Annotated in this window: 11 protein-coding genes and 1 pseudogene; 10 read left to right on the forward strand and 2 right to left on the reverse strand. The window is 37.0% G+C overall.

The window, feature by feature from the left end; translation table 11 throughout:
- Nucleotides 1–20: 20 nt before the first annotated feature.
- The 10 genes and pseudogenes from AC2A07_RS05570 (at nt 21) to AC2A07_RS05615 (ending at nt 13,775) form a co-directional block, all read left to right on the forward strand.
- On the forward strand, nt 21–1,214 hold the full coding sequence (locus AC2A07_RS05570; protein ID WP_484049593.1) for a DUF262 domain-containing protein: 1,194 nt from the start codon (nt 21–23) through the stop codon (nt 1,212–1,214).
- Nucleotides 1,207–1,923 carry a hypothetical protein gene (locus AC2A07_RS05575; RefSeq protein WP_484049594.1) on the forward strand — a complete coding sequence of 239 codons (717 nt, stop codon included), beginning with the start codon at nt 1,207–1,209 and terminating at the stop codon, nt 1,921–1,923. Before AC2A07_RS05570 ends, AC2A07_RS05575 begins: the two co-directional genes overlap by 8 nt.
- Nucleotides 1,924–3,294: 1,371 nt before the next feature.
- Entirely contained in the window at nt 3,295–4,161 is an 867-nt protein-coding gene (locus AC2A07_RS05580) for a helix-turn-helix domain-containing protein (RefSeq protein ID WP_484049595.1), read from the forward strand.
- A gap of 136 nt (nt 4,162–4,297) precedes the next feature.
- On the forward strand, nt 4,298–5,431 hold the full coding sequence (locus tag AC2A07_RS05585) for an aldo/keto reductase (protein ID WP_484049596.1): 1,134 nt from the start codon (nt 4,298–4,300) through the stop codon (nt 5,429–5,431).
- Between the two features lie 523 nt (nt 5,432–5,954).
- Nucleotides 5,955–8,462 (forward strand): PIG-L family deacetylase, encoded by a 2,508-nt coding sequence (locus tag AC2A07_RS05590; protein ID WP_484049597.1) that lies wholly within the window; start codon nt 5,955–5,957, stop codon nt 8,460–8,462.
- Between the two features lie 100 nt (nt 8,463–8,562).
- Nucleotides 8,563–10,254 (forward strand): sodium:solute symporter family protein, encoded by a 1,692-nt coding sequence (locus AC2A07_RS05595; protein ID WP_484049598.1) that lies wholly within the window; start codon nt 8,563–8,565, stop codon nt 10,252–10,254.
- A 32-nt stretch (nt 10,255–10,286) separates the two neighbouring features.
- Nucleotides 10,287–10,805: a DUF2911 domain-containing protein gene (locus AC2A07_RS05600; RefSeq protein ID WP_484049599.1), complete on the forward strand. Its 519-nt coding sequence runs from the start codon at nt 10,287–10,289 to the stop codon at nt 10,803–10,805.
- A gap of 436 nt (nt 10,806–11,241) precedes the next feature.
- Nucleotides 11,242–12,084 (forward strand): annotated as a pseudogene (locus AC2A07_RS05605) (SDR family oxidoreductase).
- A 370-nt stretch (nt 12,085–12,454) separates the two neighbouring features.
- Nucleotides 12,455–13,138 (forward strand): NAD(P)H-dependent oxidoreductase, encoded by a 684-nt coding sequence (locus AC2A07_RS05610; RefSeq protein ID WP_484049600.1) that lies wholly within the window; start codon nt 12,455–12,457, stop codon nt 13,136–13,138.
- A gap of 31 nt (nt 13,139–13,169) precedes the next feature.
- On the forward strand, nt 13,170–13,775 hold the full coding sequence (locus tag AC2A07_RS05615) for an NAD(P)H-dependent oxidoreductase (protein ID WP_484049601.1): 606 nt from the start codon (nt 13,170–13,172) through the stop codon (nt 13,773–13,775).
- Nucleotides 13,776–14,175: 400 nt separating this feature from the next.
- Here AC2A07_RS05615 and AC2A07_RS05620 read toward each other — a convergent pair whose 3' ends face one another.
- Entirely contained in the window at nt 14,176–15,897 is a 1,722-nt protein-coding gene (locus tag AC2A07_RS05620; protein WP_484049602.1) for a S41 family peptidase, read from the reverse strand.
- A gap of 467 nt (nt 15,898–16,364) precedes the next feature.
- Nucleotides 16,365–18,740, reverse strand: coding sequence for a PAS domain-containing sensor histidine kinase (locus tag AC2A07_RS05625; protein WP_484049603.1), 2,376 nt, complete (start codon nt 18,738–18,740; stop codon nt 16,365–16,367).
- Nucleotides 18,741–18,803: the final 63 nt, after the last annotated feature.

Here is an 18,803-nt window from a genome sequence, read left to right on the forward strand (position 1 = left end):
AAAATAAACTGAAATTAAAAATGGAAAACCGGATTTACTATGGCCAGTACTCACTACAGCATTGGATTGATTTAATGCTGAAAGAAAACATTATACTTCCCGTTTACCAGCGATTATTTGTTTGGGATGAAGAGAAAGTAAAGACACTTATTGAGACCTTTAGAAACAAACAATTTGTTCCCCCCATCACTATCGGAGCTTTTAAAAATGCAAGCAGTATAAACCAGAATTTGATTCTTGATGGCCAACAAAGACTGACAAGCATCCTTTTAGCGCACCTCGGATTATACCCAGACAAAGTCACATTTAGGGCAACTATAGAGGATGTGAGCCCAATTGCTGATGAAAATGACGACGACGAAGAAATTGCTCCTGTCGTACTTGACAATATTTTGAGTTGGAACTTGAAAAAACTGGTCGAAAAGGGACGAAATAAAGTAGACATTCTCTCAAAAATAGCACCCGGTAATTATAAACTTGTGGATTTTGGTATTGATGATGACTTTCTGAAGAATACATTTCTTGGCTTTTCCTATTTAGTTCCTCAAACCAATGATACACAAACGCAACAAAAATACTATTCCTCAGTGTTCAGGAACATCAATATCCAAGGGGAAAGATTATTGGCACAGGAAAGCCGAGCTGCTTTATATTTCTTAAATGAGAATCTGGCCGAATATTTTGATCCAGAGTTCAGTAAAGAGATATCAATAAAAATAGTAAGTCAGGAAACAAAAGCCGATTTTGTCAGGTTTTTAGCCTTGTTGTCCCAATATGCAAAAGATGGAATCAGCAATAAAATTGCAGCTGGTTACAAACCTAAAATGGAATCCTATTATGAAGATTTTATCTACTCGGTTATCGGGGCAAGAACCTCTTCACTATTCAAAAACTTTTCAACTATTTTCCCCGATGGGAATTACAAAACAAGACTCGAAAGTTTAGAAAAAACAATTGATGATTTGCATTTTCAGAAGCAGTTTCCGTCCATTATTGATATGGATGTTTATCTTTTCGGTTTGATTTACGTAATTGTATTTGAAAGCAAGAGTATCGACCTTTCCAAAAAAGATGAATTGGAAGATGCTGTAAAGACCAAAATAACAGAATTTAAAGGTAGCGAGGCACATAAAAAAGCACCAAGTGCATTGAAGTACTTACAAGAGCGTATCCAGTCTTCAATTGATATTTATAATGAATATACAAATGAGTAAACATAAAGATTTTATTTTGTCTCCCATAACTCATATTCTCCATGAAGCGGCATCTGCTAGCTACGCTATCGGCAGTGGTATCGAAACCTATCCTTTAAGTGAGCATATTTTTCAATCAGCATTTTTAAGAATGACAGGCTCACAGGAACAAAAAATGAAATGCATTTGTTGGGAGCTGGCAACTAATGATTATGAATACAGATATTATCGATACACACAAAACACATTGGGAGAATGTTCTTCTTATGCAGACAAAAAGAGCGTATATAAAGATCTGATAAATTGTATAAAAAAATACGATCTTTCTGCGGGTGAGATTAGCAGTCTTGAAAAACGCATAATAAGACAAGAAACAGTAGATGAACTAGAAGCAATATGTTCAAATTCTAATTTATCTACCTGGGCTCAAAGTGGCTTTGATGATTTTGTAACTAATCAAAGCGATTTGATTAAAGATATTCACTTTGCTGTTGAAGACAGATTATTTGAAAATGTTCTACAAGACAAATATGCCTTGTTGTATAAACATAGAAACAGGTGTGCACATAATACTTTATCCTATCAGGAAAATTTACCAACTCTCACAGAATTATTAAATGTTGATAACAGATATGATAATTATATCATAAGATTTGCCTTGCTGATTTTGTTGGATAAAATTTTTATCGTGCTATATAAGAAGTATTTAGCGGTGCTTGCAGAACATTAGACTGGAGCGTATCTGAATTTTAACAAAAGCCTTGTGGAAATATTTCGTCTAGCATTATTAATAAGCATATAATTTTTTGAAGGATTACGGATTCTCACTCTTTTAAACAGAGGCTTGATGATCCTTATATTTTATCCATTCGATGTCTTATATTATTCTTAAATGCTTTAGCAGCAGTGTCTTAGCGAATATTCAAGTTTTGTAAGGCGTTCGTTTTGCGCGATTGTGAACTCATCTTGCAGATTCTGATTGTTTTCAAGATCCTCAACAAGAATTTTATGTTGTGCAAAAAGAAACATTAACTGTAAGTAAATTGGAAAAAAGGGAATGATCAATTTATAGTTATTTTCAAACTTTTTGACATTAATTTAAAATTTTTCTTCTTCACTAGCATTCTCATACTCTTTTGTTTTAGGTTTTTTGTAATGTAGCCGTCTCTATGCTTTACGCAATTCGTCACCCAATTAAATTTGTAACAATATCAAATTGTTGCCAGTCTTTAATATTAAAATTAAAACGGTCCTTAGTCCAGCCGTTTAGAGTATTCTCTGAGCTGTATAATTCTACAAATAATTCTTCAGTAACAGAAATGATTTCATTAACGTAGAAAACACCGACGTAGAAAAGTCTGATCAGTATCTTTAAAGTTTATTTAATTTATATACTTGGTTAAAAAAATAATTTACGATACCCTATTTTTGATTATAGATGATTGTCGAAAGCTCTGCAAGTTTATTCAAATCCTCTACAAAATTTTTCGAAAAATGCACCGCTGAGGTCACCAAAGAAAAAGCACTTTTAGGAGTGCTTTTTTTATTTTAATCTCTAAGTTTTGCAAATCAGTAAGATGCGAAATACTGTGAAGTATTAGCGGATGTTCGAAATACTGTATTGTGAAATTCAATTTTTCAGCATTAGTTGAATATATACCTGCCTTTTTTTTGTTTCATTACCAATTTTGTCATAGAGATGTGATAAATTAATCAGACAATACTTTACCACCTTACCTTATCTCATTAGGAGATGAGTGTTTTTATTATTTATCAGTTTCATTTTAGGCTTTCAATTTCCACTTACCTTAATCTTTGATCAGTTGATATTGATATTCTTCATAATCTACCCTACCTCTCAAATGTTTCTCTCCGGCATTACTCAGTCTATTATTGAATGGGAAATCTGCAAGGCTAGTTCCTTCTTATAAATGTCTAAATGTTATTGCCCATTTTTCAAATTATCCAAAAGTACATCTTTTAGTAATGTGCTGAAGCTTTAATAATAATTACATTTTTCAGCTTGTTTCAAATGCTGCGTTCAGCTAAATCTCATCTGTATAATTTGATTAGAATAATTTCAATTCTATAAATTTGTAAAATGAAAACCTATAAAGACTTTGCGGCATACAATCAGGCTATTGGGCTGCCTGCGCCTATGGATAACGATATAGACGTTGGTTATTATGATCCGCCAAAGATCATCATTGATTCCGGGCCGGTCGTTGTCGATTTTTATAGAATCTCCATAAAGATCAGATACAAAAGAAAATCTACGCCGGATGTCGATCCCGTTTCTGCAGTATTTTTCAATACACCGGATCTGATCATCCAACCAGGTTGGGACGCTGAACCTACTTTTACAGGCATGTATCTCCAAATTTCGAAAAACATCATTGAAGAACACCGGTTTTTATTCAAGACTTATCTGGATTACGGACAGCATGAGGCTTTGTATCTTACAGATGATGAGGTCACAGAAGTGAGCGCTGTTTTTAAATTGATGATCAAATATTATGAGAACGAAGTCAGGCACTTTGGAGTATTACTGTCTTATGTCAATGTGCTGCTTTCTTTGGTGGAATCTTTTTACAAAAGACAATTTTCTACAGATCCTAAACAATACAACCGTGTAGTTACCGATTTTCAGCAAAGTCTGGTTGACTACTATAATGGACCTGTAAAACATCTTCCCAATGTTCAGTATTTTGCAGATCAGCTGGGGATAACAGCTAATTATCTGGGTGATATCATTAAACATTTTACAAAAAAATCTGCTTTGGAGAATATTCATGATTTCATAATTAAAAGAGCTAAGGAACTTCTTACAGAAAATCAAAAATTAAATACAACTGAAATTGCCTATGAACTGGGTTTTGAATATCCCAACTACTTTTCAAAATTCTTTAAAAAATTTGTAGGATTAAGTCCGAAAGATTACAGACAACAATTTCTTCAGAATAACTAATGTAAAAATAAACGCTCCTAAAAGAGCGTTTTTCTGTTATCGGTAATTTGTCTCTTTTTTACTGGTAATTTGTTTCCACGGTTTTTTTTCTCTGAAGCTATCTTTGATCTGTAATTTAAAATATTAGAAATGGAAAATGAAAAATATAAACAATGGCGAAAACTCCCGCAGAAAATTTCTTCAACAATCCGTAATTGCCGGAGCCGGATTGATGTTTGCGCCTGCCCTGATCTCAGCGTCCGTCAGAGATATGGAATCAGATAGTATCAACACCGATAAAAAAGATAAAATGAGTACAAGGAATCTTGGTAAATTAAAAGTTTCTGCATTGGGTGCAGGTTGTATGAGTATTAGTGCTAACTACGGAGCCCCGGCAAAAATTGAAGAAGGAATCAGAACCATCCGGAAAGCGTATGAAAATGGTGTTACTTTTTTTGATACTGCTGAGGTTTATGGTCCTTATACGAATGAGAAACTGGTCGGAGAAGCTTTACAACCGTTTAGAGATACAGTAGTAATTGCTACCAAGTTTGGTTTTGATATCGGTGGGCCTAACGTGGGTTTGAACAGTAAACCTGAACATATAAAGAAAGCAGTTGATGAATGTCTGAAGCGTCTTCAAACAGACCGTATCGATCTGTTATATCAACACAGAGTTGACCCGAATGTGCCAATCGAAGATGTTGCAGGAACAGTCAGGGATTTAATTCAACAGGGAAAGGTTTTACATTTTGGTCTTTCAGAAGCAAATACTGCGACCATTCGCAAGGCACATGCAGTACAGCCTGTTTCTGCCATTCAGACAGAATATTCTTTTATGGAAAGAAGTGTTGAGAAAAATGGCGTTCTTGATCTTTGTGAAGAACTGGGAATTGGTTTTGTACCTTGGGGACCACTCGGAATGGGTTATCTGACAGGAAAACTGAATGCGCAGACCCCTTTCGACAGTAAATTGGATCTGCGTTCTACATTTGATAGATTCACCCCTGAAGTTCTGGCAGCGAATATGCCGATTGTGAATCTTCTTAACCGTTTTGCATCAAACAAGAATGCAACAGCTTCACAGATCGCACTGGCTTGGCTTCTTGCAAAAAAACCATTCATTGTTTCAATTACCGGAACCAGAAATACTCCCCACCTCAATGAAAATTTAGGTGCATATGATATAAGACTGACAGCTTCGGAATTTCATGAGTTGGAGACTGAATTTGCAAAATTAAAAGTGTACGGCGGAAGGATGAATGCAATGCAAATGACCTTTTGCCAATAGTTTGAATAACAACATTATAACGTACTTGACTCAGAAATTTCTACAGTAAGGATAGAAATTAGGTTACAGGTATTAAAAAATGGAATTATTATCACTGCATGAGATCATAATACTTTGTATTACTGCAGGAAATTTCATAATTAACCTCAGTTCGGGATAAGGCTCTGTAAAACGCAAAGCTAAACAAAAATAGTAATCATATGCTTTTCAACATTAGGATAAAGAAAGGCGTTAAACTTATCAGGGTAATACAAAATTCCTGTATAACTTTGATAAACGAAGTGGCATTGTTTAACTTGAAAGAGCTTCAAAAAGTAGTATTTCTTTGTTTTTCTTTGCGATAAAATAACATTATTTTGAAAATCAATTATTTAAAAAAATGTTTATCCCGAACTCAGGTTAATTAGTTTGTCCCTCTTAAAATAATAATAAAGTTTATCATAAATCATGCGTAATAAAACAATGATTTTAAAATCGTCAGCAAATAGCAATTATGTATATTTGCCCCGCAAAGCAAATTCAAATGTTCAAAAAAGTAATCACTGTATTTATCCTTGGCTTTTATACGGTTTTTTGTTCGGCGCAACAGGTCCGTCCCTCAAAATCATCTGAAATTTATCGCGAACTCAAAACATTTAAACACATCCCCAAAGTTTTATACCTTGCGGCTCATCCCGATGATGAAAATACAGGATTACTCTCCTGGTTGATCAACTACCAGAATGTAGAAACGGGCTATCTGTCTTTAACCAGAGGTGATGGTGGTCAGAATTTATTGGGCACAGAGCAGGGTGCTGCATTGGGCTTAATCAGAACGCATGAACTTTTAGAAGCAAGAAAGTTAGACGGTGCCCGGCAGTTTTTTACCCGTGCGATTGATTTCGGTTTCTCTAAAAATACGACCGATACCTTTAAACAGTGGGATGAAAACAGCATTATAGCTGATGTAGTTTGGGTCATCCGTAAATTCCGTCCGGATGTGATCATCTGCCGTTTTCCGCCTACTGCTGCGGCAGGCCACGGACAGCATGCTGCTTCGGCTGTGGTTGCGGAAAAAGCTTTTAAGCTGGCAGGTGACAAAACTGCTTTCCCAAACCAACTGAAATATATCAGTGCATGGCAACCAAAACGCATATTATGGAATACGTTCCGTTTTGGTGCGGTCAATACTACTGCCGAAAACCAACTGAAAATTACCGTTGGGCAATATGATGCGCAATTGGGGATGGGATATGGTGAATTGGCAGGATTAAGCAGAAGTTTACATAAAAGCCAGGGTGCGGGAACACAGTCTGTAGCAGGCATCAAAACTGAATATTTTAGCCCTGTTCTTGGCGAGCCTGCTAAAACAACACTTTTTGATGGAGTCGTGACAACCTGGACCGAAAAAGGAAATGCTGATATTGACCAGTCATTAGACAAAATTATTTCCGCCTTCAATCCTAATAAACCTGATTTGAGCTTACCTGCTTTACTTGTCTTACGAAAAAAGATTATGGCGCTCACTGATGTAAATCTGAAAAGGGATAAAATTAAATCTCTTGACGCTATCATTTTAAGCTGTGCGGGGTTCATGGGCGAGGTTGTTACCAATCATGCTGAAGCTGTTGCAGGGGATAACTATAATTTCAGGCTAAATCTGATTTCAAGAGCAGAAAATCCTGTCATTTTAGAAAATGTACAATGGTTAAGCAAATCAGAAAGCTTCAGAAGAAAACTATCGAAAGATTCTCTAATTACCATTTCTCACGAAATTCAGATTCCTGCAGATGCAGCACTCACCGAACCTTACTGGTTGGCAAAGCCAGCCACAGACGCAGCAACTTTCTCTATTCCGAATGATACTTTAACCGGTTTGCCTGAGGCAGAATCACCATTGAATGTTTTGCTTAGTTTAAAAATAGGTTCGGAAAAGTTTCAGGTTACACTTCCTCTATCTTTCAAAAAACTGGACCCTGTGCGGGGTGATGTGGTGGAACAATTGCGCATTGTTCCTGCAATGGAACTGAAATTTGTACAACCGCTTTATCTCATTAAGGAAAATGAAGATTTAAATGTGAGTTTACATTTTAAGGTCAATTCAAACAAGCCGTTTAAAAATAGAGGTATCGTCAACCTGATGTATCAAGGAGAAAGTTTGGGCGGTGGCGAATTAAATCCGATCAATGGAAAAGATGCCACCTTCAATTTCGTTATTCCAAAAGCTAAGCTTGCCGCTATACATTCATCCCGCTTACAACTGGACGCAAATTTTATAGTAGATGGGGTTACTTATAATAAAAAACAAATATTAATTCAGTATCCGCATTTACCTTCGTTACAATATTTTGCGCCGGCAAGCGTAACCGTGATGAAAGGCGATATACAGGCGAAGGTTAAAAAAGTGGGTTACATACAGGGCGCTGGCGATTTCATTCCGGAGTTCCTCCGCATTGCAGGCATTCAGGTAGATGTACTGAAAGATGAAGATTTTTACGGAAACACAGATGGATCAGATGGAAACGGTAGTCAAAACAAACTGTCGCAATATGACGCCATCATATTTGGCGTTCGTGCCAATAACACAGAGAAAAAGTTAGCTCGCTGGATACCTTTTTTATGGTCTTATGTAAAGGCTGGTGGTAATTTGGTAATGCAGTATAACACCAATCAGGATACTACAGTTAACCAATTGGGAATGTACAGCTTCAATATTGCCAACAAGCGGGTTACTGAAGAAAATGCTGTGGTTAAATTTTTAAATCCCAGTCATAAATTACTGAACTTTCCAAACAAAATTACGACTGATGATTTTAATGGCTGGGTACAGGAGCGTGGTGCTTATTTCCCTGATCAGTGGGATGCAGCATATGAACCGCTTTTTGAAATGCACGATACAGATGAAGAGCCACTGCAGGGATCAACTTTATACGCCAAATATGGGAAAGGTAATTTTATTTATACACCATTGGCATTTTTCAGACAGTTACCTGCGGGTAATGTTGGTGCGGCCCGTTTATTTTTAAACTTTTTATCTGCACAGAAAAACTGATGAACAGGCAGCTTAAAAATTGGAATATCTGGTACATACTACTGACGATTGCATTGGTAGTACAGATCGTATTTTATTATTTGTTTACTAAATTCTGGACATGAGTACTATAGACTGGACCGTTCTGATTTTTACACTTGTTGCAGTGGTGGTTTACGGCGTATTCATCGGTCGTGGCCAAAAAAGCAATGAAAGCTACCTTAAAGCAGATAACAAAATGCCCTGGTATATTGTGCTGATTGGTATTATGGCGACTCAGGCAAGTGCCATTACTTTTCTTTCAGCACCAGGTCAGGCTTATACAGACGGCATGCGTTTCGTTCAGTATTACTTTGGTTTGCCTTTGGCAATGATTGTTATATGTATTACTTTCATCCCGATTTTTCAGCGCTTAAATGTTTATACCGCCTATGAATATCTGGAAAACCGCTTTGATAAAAAAACACGGGTACTGACCTCACTTCTTTTTCTTTTTTCCAGAGGCTTATCAACAGGAATCAGCATTTATGCTCCGAGTATTATCTTGTCAAGTGTTTTAAACTGGGATATTTATTTGACCAATGTTTTAACGGGCGGGATTCTGTTGATTTATACCTATGTTGGCGGTGCAAAAGCGATTGCTCACACCCAAAAATTACAGTTTCTCATCATTCTGGGAACGATGGCTTTTGCTGGTTATCTGCTTATTCAGAATATGCCGAATGGAATCGGTTTTAAGGATGCGCTTTATTTGGCGGGGAAGTCAGGAAAGCTCAACGTAATCACCACAGAATTCGACTGGAAAGATAAATACAATATTTGGAGTGGTTTGATCGGAGGTTTTTTTCTCGCACTTTCTTACTTTGGTACAGATCAGAGTCAGGTTGGCAGATATATTACAGCAAAAGACAATACCAATGCAAAGATGGGCTTGCTGTTGAACGGATTGGTTAAAATTCCGATGCAGTTTGCTATTCTCCTGATCGGTGCTTTGCTTTTCGCTTTCTTTTCTCTAAAACCGGCTCCGGTTTATTTTAACGAACGGTCTTATCAGCATTTAAAGGAAACAAAACCTGATCAGGCTGCGGTATTTGAAAAAGAGCATCAGAATCTTCAGATAAAATTTAATACGGAATCAAAAGAAATTCTACAATTAAAAGAAACTCATTCTCCCCGGCTTAACAAAACGATTCAGAATTTTAAAAATACCCAGATTCAGGTAAAAGATTTGCACGGAAGGGTAGAAGAAGCGATAAACAGATCCAATTATAATGCGGAGAAAACGGATACCAATTATATTTTTCTGTATTTCGTAAAAAACACCTTACCAGTAGGAATGATTGGTTTACTGTTTGCCGTTATTTTTCTGGCCAGCTGGGGTTCAATTTCGGCAGCACTTAATTCCCTTGCAGCATGCTCTTTAAAAGATATTCATCTGATATTCAAAAAAGAAATTCCTGATGATGCTACCGAGTTGAAGTACAGTCGACTGCATACTTTAGCCTGGGGAATATTCTCTATCGGTGTTGCGATGTTTGCCACTCAAATGGGTTCTCTTATTGAGGCAGTCAATGTATTAGGTTCGCTTTTCTACGGCCCGATATTGGGAATTTTCCTTGTCGCTTTTTACTATAAAAAAATCAACGGAGCGAATGTATTTATTTCTGCAATTTTATCAGAAATTACGGTTATTGCGGTTTATCAGTTTGATATCGTTTCTTTCCTTTGGCTTAACGTAATCGGGGCAGCGGCAGTAATTATATTTTCGTCAATCGGATTGATTTTTTATAAGCAGAAAACCGTAAATTCGTAAACGAACTACAACAAACAAATAAATAAAATATTATGAAAGCAATGATTAAATCTGCTACCATGGTTTTAGCTGCAATGACGATTTCAGTCAATGCATTTGCACAGGATGCTAAAAAACCTGCCAGTCCTGCGGCTACTGCGACAGGAAAAGTTAAAGATGCAACAATTACAATAGCCTACAGCAGTCCTTCTGTAAAAGAACGTACCATCTGGGGTGGTCTGGAAGCGTATGATAAGGTTTGGCGTGCGGGTGCCAATGAAGCAACAACTTTTGAAACGGATAAAGACATTACCGTTCAGGGTAAAAAACTCCCTGCAGGTAAATACAGCTTTTTCCTGATCCCAAAAGAAAGCGGGACATGGACTGCGATTTTTAACAAAGAGTCAAAACAATGGGGTGCTTACAAATACGAAGCAGCTAAAGATGCTCTTCGTGTTGACGTAAAAACAAAACCTTTACAGACAAAACAGGAAGCTTTGGTTTACAAAATAAACAGGAATGGATTCACCATGGATTGGGATAAAATTTCAGTTCCGTTAGAGATAAAATAAATTTAAATATAAGCAATAAAATCCCGTTAATTCGGGATTTTTTTATTTAAAGCCGAACCTGCAGAATGGTAGATTTGGCTGAGCATCACTATGTCTGAATATCCAGTAGCAGGTGCTTAATGGTTGCTGTTATGCTTTTGATGACCTTTGGAATTGGGTTTGGGAGGAATTAATATCCGATCACCATGGTTCTGGAACTACTCTTTTCAGCCATAATCACCACCTGTATAACTTGGCGTGTGCATTGTAATTATTATCTCGATCTACACGCGTTTAGGTGATTGATCAGATCATTACAGATGCTTCTAGAGGAGTTCTCTTTCCTAAACATTTTTTCTATCAGTAAAATGTTTCTTTTTTATTAGTAATCTGTTTCCACCAACATTGTCGGCCGTATCTACCTTTGTACTGCAAGTATACAATAAAAATAAAAAAGATGACAAATACAAAAGTTTGGTTAGTAACCGGAGCAGGCAGTGGAATAGGATTGGAAATAGCTAAGTCTGCACTTGCTGCAGGAAATAAAGTAATCGCCACCGGAAGAAATGTTGAGAAAGTCGTAAAAGCATTCGGTGATAACACCGATAACCTATTGGTGGTACAAATGGATCTTACCAATATTGAAGAGATCAACACAGCAGTAGATAACGCCATCGAAAAATTCGGTACAGTAGATATACTGGTAAACAATGCAGGAAGCTTTTATGCGGGCTATTTCGAGGAGTTGAGCCAGGCTCAGATCGAGCGTCAGTTTGCGGTGAATGTTTTTGGACCCATGAATGTGACCCGAGCCATTTTGCCTATCATGAGAAGTAATAAAGCAGGACACATTATCACCATCTCATCGACTGCAGGTCTAGTTGGATACGAACTATGCACAGCGTAGGCGGGGTCTAAGTTTGCTTTGGAAGGGTGGATGGAATCTCTGCAAATGGAAGTTTCCCAGTTTGGTATCAATACTACGATTGTAAATCCGGGATTTTTCAGAACCAATTTACTGGAGCCATCTTCTACGATCTGGAATGAACTGAACGTTCCTGATTACGCAGAACGCATTGCGATTCTCCGTCCTGGATGGCAGGCGATGAGTGGTACTCAGGGAGGTGATCCAGCTAAATTGGCAGAAGGTATACTGATCATTGCCCACGAGACTGCTCCTCCAAAACGCTGGATAGCCGGGGCAGATGCCATCGCAGAAACAGAAAGAAAAATAAAAGAATTGCAAGAGCAAGCTGATGCTTACAGAGTATTATCATCTTCTTTGGCAATTGATAAATAAATTATTAATTTTTTTTCAACGTAATTATTCAAAAACATAGAACCGTTTAGTGAGTACTTAGGTGAGCGAATACCTCTAAACAGCAATATTGATATTGAATACTATGATGTCCTTTCACTACGTTTAAAATCAAAATCTGTATCCATTGATTTACCGGATTTCTGTCAAGAGTAATTTCGTTGATTGATCTGTACAGGATATTGGACGAAAATTACCAATCCAATTAATGTAGTTTTCTTTAACAGCCATGATGTGTCCGGGATATGTAGCCAAATTTTAATGGCATCTCTGAAGTGATGCTTGAATGGTTGGGTTGATATTTTAAATAGAAATGGTCAAAAATTATATAAAAATATTAGAATTACATAAAATGAAAGCGAGAATTTTTTTAGCAATGTTAGTGACAATACTGACATTTGGAATGAAAATCAATGCACAGACACAATCGACAGGTAAACAGAAAACAGTATTGCTCCTAAATGCACATTTAACGTATAAAGGATTTTCTGAAGGAAAACTGAACCAGGCATTTTATGACAGGGCTAAAGAATTTTTCCTGTCTCAAAACTTCAAAGTGCTGGAAACAAAAATTGAGAATGGTTACCATGTGGAAGAGGAGGTGGAGAAACATCTGAAGGCCGACATTATCCTATTGCAGACACCCGTGAATTGGGAAAATACACCATGGATCTATAAAAAATATGTCGATGAGGTTTTCACCAGTGCCATGTTTGGCAAAAAGTTTTTAACGGGCGATGGCCGTTCCGAAACAGACCCTGGCAAACAATATGGAACAGGAGGAAAAATGTATGGTAAAAAGTTTTTGATTTCCACAACCTGGAATGCACCGGAAGAAAGTTTCAACAATCCCAAAAATCCAACATGGCAAGGTAAAAGTGCCGATGATGCCTTGTTTAATATTGGTGCAAACTATAGATTCGTAGGTTTTGAAGTTCTTCCCGGATATCACTGCTACGATGTATTTCATAATAAGCATATCAAAGAGGATCTTGATAATTTTTCAAAATATTTAAAAAAAGTATTTGGGTTTTAAAATAAAAAGTAACTAAAAAAATAGAATTAAGATGAGTACGGAAAAAAAAATTTTACTGATCAATACACATTTAACTTATCCTAACTGGAGCGAAGGTAAACTGAATGATTCATTCCATAATAAGGCTAAAGAATTTTTCTTATCAAAAGGGGTAAAGGTATTAGAGACCAAAGTAGAAGATGGATATGATGCAGATGAAGAAGTGGAGAAGCACCTTCAAGCTGAAATTATTATCCTTCAAACACCTATTAACTGGTTCGGGGCACCCTGGATCTACAAAAAATATGTGGATGATGTCTTTAACAGCGGTTTGCTAAGTGAAAAGTTTTTGGTAGGGGATGGCAGAACGCGGGAAGATCCTACTAAACAATATGGGACAGGGGGAAAAATGCAAGGCAGAAAATTCATGGTTTCTTCGACCTGGAATGCACCCAAAGCCAGTTTTGATGACCCGGCTCAGATGCTTTTTGAAGGGAAAAGTACAGCTGACGCCTTAATTCAAATTACAAGTAACTATCGTTTTTGCGGGGTGGAAATTGTGCCCGATTATAACTGTTTTGATATTTTCAAAGATGGTGATATTACTGGAACACTTGAAAATTATCCTGCTCATTTGCAAAAGGTTTTCAATATATAAAACCGTATCGGACTTGTTAAGTTCTGACTGTATGATACGCTTATAACTATGAAAGTAAAAGCCTGTAGGAAGAATAGAATTAACCTGTTTGGCAGATGATGAGCTCCTGACAGAGAACAAATTTGTGTATTGAAAATTGATAAAAGCAGGTCACAGTGAGTGGAAAGAACGTTATATTCCGGGTATGGATGTTCGTGTTTTCATAACGATTTGACAAAACAAGGTAGTTTTTCTACAATCCATGCTCAGTTTTTTAACCAGGAGCTAATCAGTAAAAAATCTGATGGGTTACCTTCAGTGCATTATTTTAAAAAATAATTTTAACAGGTTTTTGATGGTTAATTAATTTTAAAAGCTAAACAGTAAAACTGTTTAGAATAAGTTTTAAACCTGAACTCTTTTACTTTTTCCTGTCGATCAGTTCAAAGGCCTTTAAAAGGAGCATATCCTGCTGATTTCTTATGCTTTCAACAGTTGGTCGCACAATGACGTCTGGTCTGATGCCGATACGCTGGGTTTCACCTCCATCCGGATAATAGATCCCAAGACCGGAAAATATGAGGCCATTCCCGTCCGTAAGTTTGATTGAGGTTTTGTTACCGTCAGCTCCTGCTGTCTGACTTCCTACAAAGATGACGCCCGGAACTTTCTTAAAGATCATTGCCCACATTTCTGCAGCACTTTGTGTATATTCATTGATCAAAACAACAACCTGCCCTTTGTAAGGATTGGGATTGATCTTACCGGCAAATTTATGATCTTTATCAACAATATAGTCCACAAAGCAGAATGTACCGGGCTTGCTGAAATCAGCATGCATCAAAATTCCATAGTGCTCCGGTTTACTGAACAGATAGTCAAAAACTTTTAATAATGAACCGTCATTACTATAACCACGCAGGTCGAAGACCATACCTTTCGTGTTGCTGTATTTGTCCATCAATGATGGGATTTCGGATGCTCTTAAAGAAGAAAATTCGAAGTACACCTTATCATCGACCAGAAAACTTGGATTGAGACGACTCTCTTTTTCATTATAGGTTAAATAGGTATACGTCTTGCCATTATAAAACAATTGGTAATTGGGAATTCCGTCTTTGTCCCAATCATTATTGAAAATACGCTCTGTCCTTTCCAAAGTGGTCTTAAAAGGTTTTCCATTCTTTTTCATCCCTTCCAAGAGCATGTTTTTACCATCATTACTGAAAAGATAGCTGTACGCTTCACGCAATTTCACAGCGTCATTGGAATAGGCAAAATACATAGATTTTTCATTGATATTTTTCAGGACCGTTTTACCGTCAATTTTCGTAATAACATCTCCAATCTCAAGGTTGGCTTTCTTCATTTTAGCTATATCTTTAATGCCGGTAATTATGACCTTACCGTCAGCGATCTGGAAAATAAAGGGTGATGATAACTTACCGACTACATCATATTGAACCTTTTTTTCTATCTCAATATGACTGTCCTGAATTTCAGCGGCCAGTAGCATTAAAGCTGATTGATAGTCTTTCTCTGTATTTATTTTTTTGAATAGAGTAATATACTTTTTTAAAATGTCGTCCCACTTATGATCCAACAGATATTTATATGGATAAAAATACTCAATTGCATTCCAGATCCTGAAGAGTTCCAGCATTTTGACTTCAACCGAAAATTTATCGAAAACCTTTTCATTGGTACTGTTGAAACGAATGATGTTCTTAGCAGAATTTGAGTAGAAAGAGCCTACATTTTTTGATTCGTTAACGAGATTTAACAACCTTGTTCTGTTTTCTGGAGTGATTTTACTTATTTTTCTGATCCACGAAATATCAAAATTACGGTTTGTGATGCTGTCACACTCACTTTCTTTGATCACGATATGATCATATTTGGTCTGATCAGCTAAAGCAAGCCACTTTGCGAAATTGTTTTTCATTCCGGATTTCGGTACTTCACCAAAAGATTCAAGCAGAGCGGCATCCCAATCGATTTTTCCCTGTGATACTGCAGGATGATAATATTTTACCAGTCCCCAGACTTTCCCCAGTTCATAAAGTTCACGATCAGAAAACTTGTTAAGCTGAGCTGACAGGCTTGAAGCAATAAAGACTAAAGTAAAAGCAATATATTTCATTTCAAGGTTTATTTTCAGTTGAAAAGTCTGTTGACTTTTTGCTTTAAATATATATATATATATATATATATATATTATTTCGCAATAAAGATACAGGGCTGGCATTATTTAAAATTGTAAAATGGAAAGTCTGAATAAAAATGCATACTGTCTTTTACATAAACGTTGCCAGTTGCAGAGAAATGGCAAATTCACACTTCCAAAAATGCACAGCAACAATGTATCAGAATGTTTTACAGGAAAGAATGGGATTCGGAAAAGAAATTTTGTTTTTCTGATACAAATACTGATGATTAAGCAGATGGTTAAACAAACTGTTTTTTTACAGGATGAATAGTACAGCAACATTTGAATTTCAGGATGAAAACCAGGAAATGATGTATCAAAAAATCGTGAATTAGTAAAATCCTGTGGATTTCCATTCTATCTGATAATTTATTAACTGATTTTAGAAACAGTAACAGAAACTATACAGGTAAGGGCAGTGAAAAAATAAAATCAGATCCCTTGTCAATTTCACTTTTTAATGATATATTTCCCTGGTGACGGCTGATGATTTCTGAGCAGAGGTAAAGCCCTATACCAAAACCGGCAATAGAATGCATATTATCATTTTCTACCCTGTAATAGCGGTCGAAGATATGTGCTGCATCCTCCGGTGAAATTCCCCTGCCATTATCTTTAACACTTATGTAGGCGAATTTATGATCCGAAGTACATGAGATCGTAATTGAGCTTCCCGTAGGAGAATATTTAACGGCATTGCTGATCAGATTGTGGATGACCTGACCGATCTTGTTTCTGTCAGCGTTGATTTTCACGGATTCTACAGGGGCAAAGATAAGTTGATGACTGCTGCTGATCGTATTAAATTCTTCCTCAGCTTCTTTTACCAATAGGCCAAGGTCAAAAGATTCTCTGTTGATATGTATTTTACCTGATTCGAGTCTTGATATATCTAAAAAGCCATTGATCATAGCAGTCATTTTTGTGATCTGCTGATCTGTTTTATCCAGCATTTTAGAAACATTGTCATCTTCAATCTTTTCAAATTTACGCTGCATCAGCTGAATATAGGCTTTAACTGAGGTAAGTGGTGTTTTGAGTTCATGGCTTACCATCGCTATAAAATCATTTTTTCGGATTTCATCCAGTTTTTTTTCTGTAATCTCATGGAGAACACCGGTGAAATATTTTTTGCTGTCTTTCTGATGTACTTCACCAATTGCACGCACCCATCTTACCTTTTCATCATGGTATCCGATGATCTGGTGTTCCATATCAAAGCGGATACCTTCGGAAAATGCCCGTTCAACATTGACTGCCACTTCCTGTCGGAAATCGGGATGTATCTGATTGATTGCTGCGTCATATGACATTGGCTCGTCAGGATAAAAACCAAAAAATTCCTTAAGTTTTGATGAAGCCGTAAAGACTCGGTCATCTGCACTGATCTGAAAGGTCCCTAAACCTGCCGCATCAACTGCCATTCTTAAATTTTCTTCTGCTCTTTGGATCTTTACATTGGCCAGGTACTGGTCAGTAATATCCAATACAACACCGGTAAATGCTGAAAAATCTCCGGAAGGATCTGCTTTGAGGTTTCCTATAGCGCGCAGCCATCGGAGACGTTGATCATGAAACCCGATAGCTGGATAAGTAACATCGTAATCGCCATTGTTATAAATTGCATTTTCCAGTTTAGCAGATACCATCGGGCGGTATTCTTCAGTAATCTGTGCCAGGGCCTGCTCAATGGAAAATGGCTCATCTTCATAATATCCGAACAATTGCTTTGAACGGGCATCAGTGATAAATTCCCTGGTAATGGAGTGGACAAACCAGGTACCGAAATTAGCTGCATTGACCGCTAAGCGGAAAGCAGTCTGACTTTCTTCAACTTTTGCATAGGCTTTAACTAATTCATCATTGATTTTTGCTACCTCTTCAAGTGTTGCGGCAAGTTCCTGATTGGTATTTGCAAGTTCATCATTCAGTTTCTGAAGTTCGTTAGAACTGTTTTCCAAACTTTCTTCCCATTTTTTCCGGTCCGTGACATCCCGTGTTGCACCGGCAATTGCTTCAACATCACCATATTCATTGAAAACAGGTGTGAAAATGTAATCATAGACTCTTCTTCCCAGAACAGCATGCGGAAATGATACTTCTCCACGGATGGGAAGTTTCGTGTTTTTTATCTGATCAATTTCTCTCTCATGCATTTCTGCATGCCATAGCTCATAACCATTCTCCACGAGTCTCTTACCTATCGAATTTTCCCACGTTTTACCCCACATAGTAAGAAGTGCCTGATTGGCGTACGTGAACCGATAGTCAAGATCAAATACATATAAGAGATCAGGCGTTGATGAAGTAACAGTTTCGTACAACCGTTTTTGCTGATCAGATTTTGCTTTCTCCTGAAGTAAAGCTTCTTCACTCTCTTTACGGTCGGTAATATCCTTCGCCAATCCAAACCACTCAATAATATTGTTATGCTCATCCAAAATAGGTATTGCTTTGGAATACGTCCACCCTGGTGTTCCATCAGCCCGTAAAACGCGGTGTTTCAGATGAAAAACTTTTTTTTCACGGATGCATTCTTCTATTTTTGCATTGACAAGATCCAGATCAGCAGGATATATATTATGAGACTTCCAGTCTGTACTGGGGACATGTGCATCTTTCAGAAATCCTCTACCGTCAAGTTCTCGCATTTCACTCCAGTCCGGACTTAAAGAGTAGACAACATCTGAAGTAGCATCAATTAATGCTTTCAGACGGGCTTCTGTTTCGGCAATTTTCTGTTTTTCGGATGGATGCTGGTCAGAAAAATTTGTCATAAGCTAAATGATAGAATATTAATTAGTAACAAAATACAATTTCAGGTTTTTAAATTTTACAGA

This window comes from Chryseobacterium sp. HNCC26DJ238, from assembly GCF_057180465.1.